Origin of the sequence: Cloacibacterium caeni, from assembly GCF_907163105.1 — a bacterium.
Lineage (GTDB): Bacteria > Bacteroidota > Bacteroidia > Flavobacteriales > Weeksellaceae > Cloacibacterium > Cloacibacterium caeni_A.
The window spans coordinates 1,447,696-1,460,468 of record NZ_OU015321.1; the positions used below are offsets into that span (position 1 = coordinate 1,447,696).

9 protein-coding genes are annotated in these 12,773 nt (G+C 33.4%); 5 read left to right on the top strand and 4 right to left on the bottom strand.

What is annotated here, in order from left to right:
* Positions 1–50 precede the first annotated feature (50 nt).
* A complete protein-coding gene (locus KKQ76_RS06570; protein WP_069797728.1) occupies positions 51–440 on the bottom strand; it encodes an SRPBCC domain-containing protein in 390 nt (129 codons plus the stop codon).
* Positions 441–477: 37 nt separating this feature from the next.
* Between KKQ76_RS06570 and KKQ76_RS06575 the strand changes: the two genes are divergently transcribed.
* Positions 478–1,089: an NUDIX hydrolase gene (locus KKQ76_RS06575; RefSeq protein WP_213196363.1), complete on the top strand. Its 612-nt coding sequence runs from the start codon at positions 478–480 to the stop codon at positions 1,087–1,089.
* Between the two features lie 35 nt (positions 1,090–1,124).
* Here KKQ76_RS06575 and KKQ76_RS06580 read toward each other — a convergent pair whose 3' ends face one another.
* Both KKQ76_RS06580 and gldJ read right to left on the bottom strand, forming a co-directional pair.
* Complete coding sequence (locus tag KKQ76_RS06580) at positions 1,125–2,399, bottom strand: UDP-N-acetylmuramoyl-tripeptide--D-alanyl-D-alanine ligase (protein WP_213196364.1); 1,275 nt, start codon at positions 2,397–2,399, stop codon at positions 1,125–1,127.
* Between the two features lie 63 nt (positions 2,400–2,462).
* Entirely contained in the window at positions 2,463–4,076 is a 1,614-nt protein-coding gene (gldJ, locus tag KKQ76_RS06585) for a gliding motility lipoprotein GldJ (RefSeq protein WP_213196365.1), read from the bottom strand.
* Between the two features lie 165 nt (positions 4,077–4,241).
* Here gldJ and porU point away from each other — a divergent pair, with 165 nt between their 5' ends.
* From porU to KKQ76_RS06605, 4 genes are all read left to right on the top strand, one after another.
* Entirely contained in the window at positions 4,242–8,168 is a 3,927-nt protein-coding gene (porU, locus tag KKQ76_RS06590) for a type IX secretion system sortase PorU (RefSeq protein ID WP_213196366.1), read from the top strand.
* Positions 8,169–8,179: 11 nt separating this feature from the next.
* Positions 8,180–9,307: a type IX secretion system outer membrane channel protein PorV gene (gene porV, locus KKQ76_RS06595; RefSeq protein WP_069797703.1), complete on the top strand. Its 1,128-nt coding sequence runs from the start codon at positions 8,180–8,182 to the stop codon at positions 9,305–9,307.
* A 145-nt stretch (positions 9,308–9,452) separates the two neighbouring features.
* Entirely contained in the window at positions 9,453–9,776 is a 324-nt protein-coding gene (locus tag KKQ76_RS06600; protein WP_213196367.1) for a YegP family protein, read from the top strand.
* A gap of 115 nt (positions 9,777–9,891) precedes the next feature.
* Entirely contained in the window at positions 9,892–12,126 is a 2,235-nt protein-coding gene (locus tag KKQ76_RS06605) for an FUSC family protein (RefSeq protein WP_213196368.1), read from the top strand.
* Here KKQ76_RS06605 and KKQ76_RS06610 read toward each other — a convergent pair.
* Positions 12,123–12,761, bottom strand: coding sequence for a 4'-phosphopantetheinyl transferase superfamily protein (locus tag KKQ76_RS06610; protein ID WP_213196370.1), 639 nt, complete (start codon positions 12,759–12,761; stop codon positions 12,123–12,125). The two genes, KKQ76_RS06605 and KKQ76_RS06610, sit on opposite strands and share 4 nt — an antisense overlap.
* Between the last annotated feature and the right edge of the window lie 12 nt (positions 12,762–12,773).

Below are 12,773 nucleotides of genomic sequence, written 5' to 3' on the forward strand. Positions count from 1 at the left end.
AAAAGGTTTCAGAACAAATCTAAAACCTTTTATTTATCGTTTAAACGCTTTTATAATTGCTCTAACTTGTCTGTAAGTGCATTTAAGAAGTTTTGTAATGGTTTTTCTACCATCATTTTGATAAATGGATTAAAATTTCCATCGAATAATAACTGAACTTCTGTTTGGTTTTCGTTTACTGGAGAGATGTTTCCTGTAAGTGAGAAATCTAATGAAGAACTTGCAGATTTCAAAACTACTTTTTGACCTTCTACCAATTCAGCGATTTTAAGGGCAACTTCCGGCATTCCTTTTAAACCAAATTTGAAGCCATCTTCTCTGTGCTCAAAACTGGTTAAACTATCTGGCATTAAGTGTTTATAATCTTCAGGATTTTTAAGCATTTGAAAAAGTTGCTCAGAAGATTTATTTACTATAACTTTTCTTCCTTCTAAATTCATTTTTTTAATATTTTTGTAAAAATTAATATAATTACAAATGTATAAAGTTTTTGTCAATGAAAAAAGATTAAGCATCAGTAAATCTCCAATTCCCATTGAGAAGAACTTGCCTTATGAAGAAACCACCACCTTGGAAATCGCCATAGATTTGCTCGAAAATACTTCTACCTCAGAAATTAACATTTACGGTGAGAATTTAGAGCAAATTTGGGAAGAATTGACGGGTATGTTACGAGTTGTGGAAGCAGCAGGTGGAATTGTTTTCAACCAAGAAAATAAAATCCTTTTCATTCACCGATTAGGAAGATGGGATTTACCGAAAGGTAAAATAGAGCCAGAAGAATCTCTAGAAAATGCTGCGCTAAGAGAATTAGAAGAAGAAACTGGACTTACAGAGCTTATTTTAGAAGAATTTGTAAATACTACTTTCCATATTTACAAAGAAAAAAAACAAGGAAAAGAGGAAAGAATTCTAAAAGCCACGCATTGGTTTAAAATGACTTATGTAGGTCAAAAAGAACCGATTCCTCAAACCGAAGAAGGAATTACAAAAGTAGAATGGAAAACGCAAACCGAAATTAACGACGAAGTTTTGCCCAATACTTTTAAAAACATCAAACTGATTTTGAGCGAGGTTTTTGCAATATAAAAAAGGTGGAAATTTAAATTTCCACCTTTTCTTTTTTATTTAATGAATTCTAATGCTTTTTCTAGCGCGATTCCTCGTGAAGCTTTCAGCAATATATTCTGCGAATGGATTTCATTTTCGGTTAAATAATTGATTAAATCTTGTGTAGTTAAAAAGGCCACTCCAGAAGCATTTACTTCTTTAAAATGCGGACCAACAGTAATGATTTCATCAAAATTAAAGGATTTAGCCAATTCTAAAATTTGAGAATGTTCTGTTGCGCTTTCTTCGCCCAATTCTAGCATATCACCAATGATGATGGTCTTAGTTCCAATAAAATCATTGAAATTTTCCAGAGAAACCTTCATAGAGCTAGGATTCGCGTTGTAAGTATCTAAAACCAAGGTTTTATCTCCTTTTTTCACGATTTGCGAACGCATGTTGGTTGGTGTGTATTCTTCAATGGCTTTTTTGATTAAATTAAAATCAATCCCAAAATACAAACCTAAACTGGTAGCCGCACAAAGATTGGTAAAGTTGTAATCTCCCGTAAGTTTTGAAAGTGCTTCTACCTCATTATAAATAATTCCAACACAATTATTTTCTGTGAATTTTTCAAAATAAAACTCAGAATCTCTTCTTCCGAAAGGAATCACCAAATCATATCCTTCTGTTTTTTCAACTTGAATAGGATCATTTTCATTCACTATTACAAATTGATTATTCGATTTGAGGTAATCATACAATTCAGATTTTCCTTTGATTACACCTTCTACTCCACCGAAACCTTCTAAATGTGCCTTCCCGAAATTAGTAATATATCCAAAATTAGGTTGAGCAATCGTACATAAAAATTCAATTTCTTTTTGGTGATTAGCGCCCATTTCTACCACCGCCATTTCGTGTTCTGGCTTTATAGAAAGAACAGTTAATGGAACGCCAATGTGATTATTGAGATTCCCAAAAGTATATTGAGTATTGTATTTCTGCGAAAGAACAGCATGAATGATTTCCTTGGTCGTAGTTTTCCCATTACTCCCTGTTAAAGCAATAATAGGAATTCTCAACTGTGCTCTGTGATGTTTTGCTAAATCTTGTAAAAATTCTAATGTAGAGTTAACATAAAAAATATTTTTAGCCGTATTTTCAAAATTTTTATCTTCTACGATTACGGCAAGAGCGCCATTATCCATAGCTGTTTCAGCTAAAGTAGCCGCATTAAAATTCTCACCAGAAAAAGCGAAAAACATATCGTTTTTTTCAATTTTTCTGCTGTCTATGGTTACTTTATTGGCTTGTAAATAAAGCGCATAAAAATCTGTAATATTCATGTGGTAAAAATAAAAAAATCCTCTCCAAAAAAGGAAAGGATTTTAAATAATTTAAAAGAAATTTTATCTCTTCGTTCTCTTATTGTTGGTATCTCTAGCATCTTGTGCTACACGGAAACCAATCCATCCGAAAGATTTAGATTCTTCTTTGAATCTTCTTTGTCCTGGGTCTAACCAATATGCAGTATCCATCCAAGAACCACCTTTTACAACTCTTACAGTATTAGAAACTTTAGTTGTTCTTTGCTTATTATCTTTTTGCAAGATTACTCTACCTTTATCATCTACGATGAATTGAGTTTTAGGTGAGTTATACATATTGTATTCTGCCATAGAACTGTCTACTTCTTTACCATAACCAGCTTCTAATGAAGACATGAAATCACCATCTCTATAATTTCTTTGATCTTCTACAGTTCTTCTTTCATAAGTTCCAGGTAAACCTTTGTAGATTTCTCTACCATCCGCTAATCTTTCGAACTTCATGTCTTTTGGATCTACTTTTTTATAAGTTCCATCAGCATTTTTAACAGTTTGCTGTGGCATATTTCCTCTATAGTAATTGAAATCGCTCGCTTCTTCGTCTATAATTGGTCTGTAAACGTCTGCTGTCCATTCTGCTACGTTTCCGTACATACCATAAATTCCTAAATCATTAGAAGGATATTGTCTCACATCTGCAGTTGTAGGAGCTCCGTCATTATTCCAACCACCAACACCAGAATAGTCACCTCTACCTTGTTTAAAGTTTTCTAGGTACATTCCTCTGTTTCTACCTTTTTTACCTCTTAATTTTTCAATTTCAGGTTCTTTTCCTAGGTAGTTGTTGTATTCTCTATTTTTCTGTAAACCAAGCGCTGCATATTCCCATTCTACTTCTGTAGGAAGACGGAATTTAGTTACTAAACCAGCGGTTGCATTTCTATTAGCCGATTGAATTCTTGCATTAGAAGTTCTAATCCCAGATTTTTGTTGCTGTCTTTGCTTGTTCAGATAAGCATCTAATTCTGGATCATTTGCTTTATACTTGTCTAAGTTAAATGCATTCGGACCTTGATTATTTCCATCATTGGCGTAATAACTTTTATCAATAAGTCCTTGATTCATTAACTCTCTTTCATTGGTTCTATCCGTTAACCAATCACAATATCTAGCTGCTTGCTGCCAAGAAACCCCTACTACAGGATAATAATCATATTCTGGAGCACGGAAATAAGTTTCCGCGTAATCATTTCTAGATAATTTATTATTCCAAACTAATGTATCTGGTAAAGCACCTGTATAAATATTTTTAAAACTTTGATCAGATGGAGGAAATACAAACTTAAGCCAAGTTACATATTCTCTATATTCATAGTTAGTGATTTCTGTTTCACCGATGAAAAATGCGCTTACCTGCATTCTTCTTGGGGTATTGTTCCAATCATGCATTACATCGTCTTTTACCAACCCCATGGTAAAAGTACCTCCGTCTACATAGACCATTCCTGGCCATCCTTTTGGTTTTTGTTTTTTACCAGTAAAGAACCAACCTTTCGTGTCATTAGGTTTCCAACCTGTTTTGCTGGTAAATTTTTTGGTTCCGCCTCCACTTTTTACATTACCGCCTCCACCACAGCTGGTTAGAAGCAATGTTGCGCCTAGTGCAAGCAATGAAATAAACTTTAGTTTTTTCATAATTGATTTTAGATAATTTCGAGCTACAAAGAAAAATAATTTATTTTATTAATCAAACATCAAAAGTAAGATTTTTTATGTTTTTTTTAACGTATTAAAATTTATTTTATTGTTTGATATGAAAATTTTGTTTTTTTCGTTTATTTTGTAGCGCAATTTTAGACTATGAAAAAAAATTTATTACTACTTCTTTTTGTAATTTTTACTGGCCATTTATTTGGTCAAAAAACTACTATAGAATGGGAAGGAAACAAAATAATGGATTATGGAACCTTCCAATACAATCTTCCATTTTTTAAAAACGAAAATTATTCTATTATTAATGGAGTTCCATATCTCACTTTTTCTAAAAAAGAAAAGGAATCTTCTCAATATGACATTAAAAACTTAATTTGGGAAAAAATTCCAGCTAAACAAGTATACGGTTTAATTGCTGATAATGTTTCCACTAAAGAAATTGCATACTCTAATAGTCAAAAACAAACCATCAACGGACAATTTCTCACCAATGTAGTCATTGCAACCATTAAAAAAGATAAAAATACACTTTATAGATTAACCTCTTTTGAACTGGTAAAAAAAACGGTTAATAACCAAAGAACTTCTAGAACTTCTGATTTAATTGGCACTACCGAAAACCCTTTGAAATCTGGGAATTTCTATAAAATTAAAGTTGATAAGTCTGGAGTTTTCAAAATCACGACAAAATTCCTTAGAGATAATGGCATCAATCCATCGAGTATTAATCCTAAAAATTTCAGAATTTATGGAAATGGTGGCTTAATGTTGCCAGAATTCAATCAGGATTTCAGATATGCAGCTTTACAAGAAAACGCTATACAAGTTATCGGTGAAGAAGATGGAAAATGGGACGAAAATGACTATGCACTTTTCTACGCTCAAGGTCCACATGGTTATAATCTTTACAACGTAAATAATGGAAGTGGCTACAAACGTAACGAAACCAGACTCACTCACATTAGCGATAACAGTGTAAACATCTATGAAAATTTCTCTTATTACTTCATTAATTTTGACAAAGGAGAAGGGAAAAGAATAACTCTTTCGGATATTGCGCCATCTTCCAAAGTTTACACTCGTTATGACGACTATCAATTCATCAATGAAGAAAAAACCAATTTCTTGAATATTGGTAGACTTTGGGTGGGAGATGCTTTTAATGCTAATAAATCCGTTTCTTTTACTACCAAAACCGCTATTAAACCTACGGATACTGTAAAAATAAAATCTTCGGTTTATGTGAAAAACGCAACCAATGATAAAATTACCTACAGCATCAACGGACAAAACAGCAGCAGTTTTACGGTTAGCAATTCCCCAGAAATTAAAATCAAAGAAATCCCTTGGGAAACTTCTGCGTCAAATCTAAGCGGAACGACCCTGAAAATAGATTATACTTTAGAATCTTCTAATCCTTTGGTGGCTTATTATCTGGATTACGCCGAAGTTCAATACAAACAAGACCTTGTATACAATGATGCACAAATGAATTTCAGAGTTTTTGAAATTCCTACAGGTTCTGGAGAGACTTTCGGATTTACGGTAGAAAACGCAACTAACGTAGAGCAAATTTGGGATGTTTCAGACATTACAAACGCTAAAAAAATTGTCAATAAAGCTTCAGGAACGCAATTTTCATTCGGATACACTACAAATTCTCCATATTTCAACAATGAATTTGTAGCTTTTAAAAATACTGCTTCTTTTGAGCCACTTTTTGTTGAAAAAGTGGACAATCAAGACTTATCTGGTTTGAGAAATGTAGACTACCTCATCGTTACCACTCGTGATTTTACTCCGCAAGCCGAAAGAATTGCCAATTATTACAGAACTCAAAAAAATTATCATGTAGAAGTAGCTGATGTAAAGAAAATTTACAATGAATTTTCTTCTGGTGGACAAGATTTAACAGCAATTAGAGATTTTATTACCAAACTAAACACTCCAGCTGGAACACTAAAATATGTACTTATCTTAGGAGACACTACTTTTGATTATAGAAATATTACCACCAATAATAAAAATTATATCCCAAGTTATCAAAGTGATTATAGTGAAAACTACGAAGCATCATTTGTAACCGATGATTATTTTGGGATGACTACTCCACAAAACACGACTTATATTTATGCTATTTTACCAGATATTCCAGTAGGAAGACTTCCTGCAGAAAATATTGCTGAAGCAAAAAATTTAGTCGATAAAACACTTTCTTATTACAATGCAGTTCCGGGACAATCATCACCTTTTGGAGATTGGAGACTAAAAATGAATTTCGTGGTAGATGATGACCAAGACAGTCGTGTAGATACCAGTACGAATCCTTATCTCAAAGGGACTTTCCATGATGTAATGAACTTGGTTTTAGCCAATAATTTTGAAGGAAATACAGACAAACCAGAATATAATATTAAAAAATTATACTTAGATGCTTTTCCTGGTCAAAGTACAGCAGGTGGACAAAGATTTCCACAAGTAAACCAAGCCATTACGAATGCGATGAGCAACAGTTTATATCTGTATTATTTCGGACATGGAGGAATTAACGGTTGGGCGCAAGAAAGAGTTTTGACTACTCAAGAAATTGCGGCTTTTAATAATTACAATAATGCTTACAGCAGATTTCCTTTCATCAGTACCATTACTTGTGAATTTACACTTTGGGATGACCACAATACTTCATCTGCAGGAGAACAATTGATGAAATTACCACAAGGTGGAGCCAATTCTATGATTACCTCTTCTAGAGCAATTGCTACAGTTTACGGAAGATTATTTACAGAAACTTTTACCCGAAATCTCTTTAAACTGTATAACAATGACTTTTTATCCGTAGGAGATGCTTTTATCGCAGCAAAAACTGAATACGGAACAGATTCTAACCACTTGAAAGTAAATCTTTTAGGCGATCCCGCTCTTAAACTCAGCAGACCGAAAAATCTTATCAGCATAGACAATAAAGATATAGTTTCACCAGTTGTTGGTCAACTAAGAGCGTTAGATTTTGTAAAAATTACGGGGCATGTTAATAATCAATCAGGAGCAATTGACAATACTTTTAATGGTAAAGTAGTCATCAATATTTTTGATAAAAAATTAGCTAAGAAAACCCTCAACAATGATGGAAATTTAACTCCAGTTCTTAATTATTTCGAAGAAGGAAGCCCGATTGTGAAAGCTTCTGGAACGGTTACCAATGGAACTTTCACCGTAGAATTCTATATGCCAAAAGACATTAATTACACTGTGGGAGACGGTAGAATATTGGCTTATGCAGATAACAATGTTTTTGATGTTTTCAATAACAAAACACAAAAAGTTGGAGATATTAATCCAAACGGAATTAATGATAATGAAGTTCCAAAAGTTCAATTGTACTTAAACAACACCAATTTTGTAGATGGAGGAATTACCGACTCTAATCCTAATCTTTTGGCTTGTGTAACAGATAATACAGGAATTAACTCTACAGGTTCGGGAATTGGTCATGATATTACCGTAGTTCTTGACGGCGAAGTTATCAATACCACTGTTCTGAACGATTTTTATACTCCGGGAACAGGAAATGGCTGTATTAACGCCTCTTTCTTAGACTATCAGAAAGGCTCTGTACTCTATCCTTTCCAAAATTTAAAACCTGGAAACCACCAATTGACCTTTAAAGTTTGGGATATTAACAATAATTCGACTACTCAAACGTTAAACTTTGTAGTAAGAGACCCAGAAGCCGAAAATTTAGTTGTTAAAAAATTACTAAATTGGCCGAATCCTTTTACCAATAAAACGTATATACAGTTTGAACACAATTGTGATGATGTTTTAGATGTAAATGTTCAAGTCTATACCATCACAGGAAAATTAGTACGAACATTCAGCACCACAGTGACTTCTACTCCATTTTTAGAAGGATATAGAACACACAGAACTGCTATAGAATGGGACGGAAATGATGATTTTGGCGCTCCAGTTGGTAAAGGAACTTATATTTACAAAGTTTTAGTAAAGAGTCAAAATCAAGAAAAATGTAAAGGAACTGCCTCTTTAGTAGAAAAATTAGTGATTTTAAAATAGAAAAAACAAATATGAAATTAACAAAAAAACTCTTTTTAGGACTAAGTATTGGAATCGGAAGTTTGGCGATGGCACAAAATACTTATCCTGTGCTTACAGGAGCTCCTTTTTTAAGGATTTCTCCAGATGCTAGAGCTGGAGGTTTAGGAGACCAAGGTGTAGCAACAAGCGCAGATGCTTTTTCACAATTTTGGAACGCTTCTAAGTTTCCGTTTAGTAGAAATACCTCTTCTGCTGCCGTAAGTTATACTCCATGGATGGGAAAACTCACCAACGATGTATTTTTACTATATCTAGGTTATAATACTATGTTAGGAGAAGAAGACCGTTCATCTCTTTCTGCAAGTATTTATTATTTCAATATGGGCTCTGTAGACCTTACCAGATTAGTAGGAAGCGAAGTGGTAAATGAAGGAACCGCAAAACCTAATGAATTTGCAATAGATGTAGCCTATGCTTTAAAATTATCAGACACCTACTCTATGGCAGTAACAGGAAGATATATCCGTTCTGATTTATCTGGTGGAATTGGTTCTGAAAGCACACTTAAACCAGGAAATTCATTCGCAGTAGACGTTTCTGGGTATTTACAAACTTTCAAACACACCAGTTTTGGTGATTATGAAGGAAGAGTAAGAGCTGGTTGGGCAATTCAAAATTTAGGTCCAAGATTAGATTACACTGGTGACGAAAATTCACGTTCATATTTACCCACCACTTTCAGATTAGGAGCTGGTTACGATTTATTTTTAGACGAAGTCAACAAAGTAGGTTTAACTCTAGAAGCTTCTAAATTACTCGTTCCTGGTCCAGACGAAACAGGTAACGTTCCAAATGTGGGTGTAATCGAAGGAATTGGTAAGTCTTTCAGCAATAAAGAAAGTATTATGTACAGTGGCTCTTTAGAATATTCTTATGACAATGCTTTTTCGGTGAGAACAGGTTATTTCAGAGAGAGTGAAATTCAAGGAGCAAGACAATACGCAACTGTAGGTGTAGGTCTTAATTACAACTCTTTTGGTCTAGATTTATCTTACCTCATCAATACTTCTAAAGTAAATACTGCTCTTGATAATACTTTAAGATTCGGACTTACTTGGAACATTGGCGAAGAATCTTACAACAACGAAGATTATTAAAATTAATTTTAAAATTTTCATCAAGTATAAAAGAAAAATTTCAACTAAATAAAGAAACTTCTTAAATATTTTAAAAAATCTCAATTTCTTATTGAGATTTTTTTATTTTTCTATAACTTTGATTATCACTAAATTTCAAAACATTATGGGAAAATTTGTAATAAAAACCACTGCAACTGGTTTTAAATTTGATCTAAAAGCTGGAAACGGACAAGTAATTTTAACTAGCGAAGTTTATACCACGAAAGCTGCTTGCGAAAACGGTGTAGAATCTGTGAAAAAGAACGCTTCTGATGATGCAAAATATGAACGAAAAGAAAGTAGTAATGGGAAGCCAATGTTCAACTTGAAAGCTGGAAACGGGCAAATCATTGGAACAAGTGAACTTTACGAATCTGAAGCAGCAAGAGATAACGGAATAGAATCTGTAAAGAAAAATGCACCAGATGCAGAAGTAGTAGAAGAATAAAATATTTTTTTCACCGCGCCGAATTGAAAATTCGGCGCGTTTTTTTTTACAAAAATTCAGAGTTTAATAATACTCCAGAATCTCAGACTTACGAGACAATTGCTATCTTTGCAAAATGAATTATGCTTCGGAACTTAAAAAATTTATCACCAGTCAATATATTTACTCAGGAACCAGAATTGCTTTAGCCGTTGTAATCCCGAGTATTATTTTGGCGTATTTAGGTTTGCTGAAAGAATTTTTCTTATTTCCACTCGGAACCCTTTTCCTAGCACTTACGGATTCTACAGGTCCTTTTCACCGAAGAAGGAACGCACTGATAGTTGCCTCTGGATTTTATTTCTTTGTCTCGCTCATTGCAGGATTGTTGAAAGATTTCCCACCGCTTATTTTTTTAGAAATTATCATTTTCGGGATGTTTTTCACCATGTTAGGCGTTTACGGACAACGTTTAGCAGCAGTAGGTTCCCTCACATTAGTCGTTTTAGCCATTTTTATAGATGGCGCTCCTGGTGGTCATTCTGCGTTTTATAATGCATTGGTTTTTACTTTAGGTGGAATTTGGTTCATCTTGGTTTTCATGCTGGTAACGGTAATAAAACCATATAAACTGGCAGAACAAATGATTGGTGAAAATTATATAGAACTCGGTAATTATTTGAAATTAAAAGCTCAGTTTTACCATTCTAAACCAGATTTCGATGTTTTGTACAAGCAAATTTTTGCATTGCAAGTCAGAATCAAAGAACATCAAGAAGCGACAAGAGAAGTGGTTTTCAAAACCCGACAAATCGTAAGAGAATCTACTTCTACCAGTAGATTATTGATTCAACTTTTCCTCAATTCACTTGACCTTTACGAGATTTTATTGACTTCAACCAACGACTACCGAAAACTGCAAAATACCTTTGGAAATAAAAATATTTTAGAAAAAATCCACAATTACCTCAATTTATTATCGAATGAATTGGTTCACATCGGGATTTCTATTCAAGGTGGATTAAAAACCGCTCCCATTACTGATATTTCTGCAGAAATTCATGCCTTACACGAAGAATATTACCAACTTAGAAATCAACACCTGAACGCCGAAACGTTAGAAGATTTCATGATTTTGAGACAAATCATGCACAGAATTTCTGCCATTTCAGAAGAAACTCAAAAAATATATCTTTTAAAATCTCAAGATATTAAATTGGCAAAAAGCCTTTCTACAGGGCTAGATTTAGAAAAATTTGTACAAAAAGATGAAAAACTTAACTCAAAAGTTTTCCTAGAAAATTTCTCTATCAAATCCAATCATTTCAGACATGCTGTAAGAATAACTACCTCATTATTAGTGGGTTACGCCATTTCAAAAATTGAAATTTTTCATATTCAAAAAACGTTCTGGATTCTCATCACCATTTTGGCGATTATGAGGCCTGCTTACAGCATTACCAAACACCGAAATATCCTCAGATTATACGGAACAGTTGGCGGTGCTGCTGCTGGATTATTTGTGATTTATTTCATCACGAATCCTGTTGCACAGTTTGTGATTTTCTTAATGTGTTTAGTGCTCACTTTCAGTTTGCTCAAAGATAAATATGCTTGGTCTGTTTTCTTTATGACGATTTATATTTTCTTGATGTTCAACTTCCTAAAACCTGGGGATTTCTCAGAACTTTTTATAGAAAGGTTGATTGACACAGCAATTGCTGGAGTTATTGTATTTCTGGTTTCTTACTTGGTTTTGCCCGTTTGGGAACATCAGAAAAATAGAACTTTTATGCTGAATTACATCCTTGCCAATCATAAATATTTGAATACTATCATTGAGATTCTTCAGCAAAAAAACATTCCTATTCAAGACTATAAAATCAGCCGAAAATACGCTGTGGTAAGTTTGGCCAATCTTTCTGATAATTTCCAGAAAATGCTTTCTGACCCAAAAGGTCAACAGAAAAATCTAGAAAACGTTCACCAATTTGTGACCACTTCTCACCTCTTTACCGCTTACAGTGCATCTCTTTCTCAGTACGCACAAAAAAAAACAGTTTATCGTGAAATAGACTTCGAAAATTGGAAAAATAAGATTAATGCTGAACTTTCTCGTACCATCGCAATTTTGCAAAGACAAGAAATTAAAAAAGATGATTTTGCAGAAAGTAAGCTCACGCCAGAAGATTTGGTGAATGAACTTTTAGAAAAAAGAAAAGAAGAAATCACCGAAAATGAATTCTACGACAGACGAGATCCTAAAAATATTTCTCATCTTACTGAGCTCAAAAACATCAGAGAATTACTGGAACTGATTTATAATCAAGCTCGTGACCAAAGAAAAATTGCAGAAAAAGTAACTGATTAATCTTCTAAGTCGCGGTTTTCTTCTACGATGGCGAAGTAAAAATCTTCTATTTTAAAAACTTTCGCTGTGAAATCATGGCTGAAAAAATCATCAAAAACTCTGCATTTTATTTCAGAAAGGTTATTGACATCAAAAGGAAATACCTGATAATGAGCTTTTAACGACCAATATTTAGACAAGTGAACTTTATAAAGACTTTCTTTGATGACCCAAATAATCGTCAATAAATCTACTTCATTTTGTCTGTTTTGAGTCCAAATATGTTCCGATTCGTGTAGAAATTTATCTTTGATTCTTAGAATTTTAGAACTTATTTTCTCTAAATCTATTCCTACTCTATTTTTAGAAACCGCTAAAGAAGCAAATGGAAAAGAATGCGTGATAGAAATATGAGCGGAATCTGGCCAGAGATAAGGTTCGCCGATGGTTTTATAGAGAATTTTGTGCTCTGGAAGTAGCATTTTGAGCATTTTTCTTACCATCAAATGTTCTAATAACTTTTTGGGATGATAATCTTTGGCTTTTTCCAGATTTTCGGGTTCTATGAGTTCTTCTGCATTAAATTCGTCTTCATCACTATACTTCCAGTAAAGAATTACAGCATTTTCATCAGAATAATCATGATAGAAGGGCATTATTTTGTCAAT

Excerpts from the sequence above, each read along its gene's own strand:
- KKQ76_RS06570 (WP_069797728.1), bottom strand. The coding sequence starts at position 440 with ATGAATTTAGAAGGAAGAAAAGTTATAGTAAATAAATCTTCTGAGCAA.
- KKQ76_RS06575 (WP_213196363.1), top strand. The coding sequence starts at position 478 with ATGTATAAAGTTTTTGTCAATGAAAAAAGATTAAGCATCAGTAAATCT.
- KKQ76_RS06580 (WP_213196364.1), bottom strand. The coding sequence starts at position 2,399 with ATGAATATTACAGATTTTTATGCGCTTTATTTACAAGCCAATAAAGTA.
- gldJ (WP_213196365.1), bottom strand. The coding sequence starts at position 4,076 with ATGAAAAAACTAAAGTTTATTTCATTGCTTGCACTAGGCGCAACATTG.
- porU (WP_213196366.1), top strand. The coding sequence starts at position 4,242 with ATGAAAAAAAATTTATTACTACTTCTTTTTGTAATTTTTACTGGCCAT.
- porV (WP_069797703.1), top strand. The coding sequence starts at position 8,180 with ATGAAATTAACAAAAAAACTCTTTTTAGGACTAAGTATTGGAATCGGA.
- KKQ76_RS06600 (WP_213196367.1), top strand. The coding sequence starts at position 9,453 with ATGGGAAAATTTGTAATAAAAACCACTGCAACTGGTTTTAAATTTGAT.
- KKQ76_RS06605 (WP_213196368.1), top strand. The coding sequence starts at position 9,892 with ATGAATTATGCTTCGGAACTTAAAAAATTTATCACCAGTCAATATATT.
- KKQ76_RS06610 (WP_213196370.1), bottom strand. The coding sequence starts at position 12,761 with ATGCCCTTCTATCATGATTATTCTGATGAAAATGCTGTAATTCTTTAC.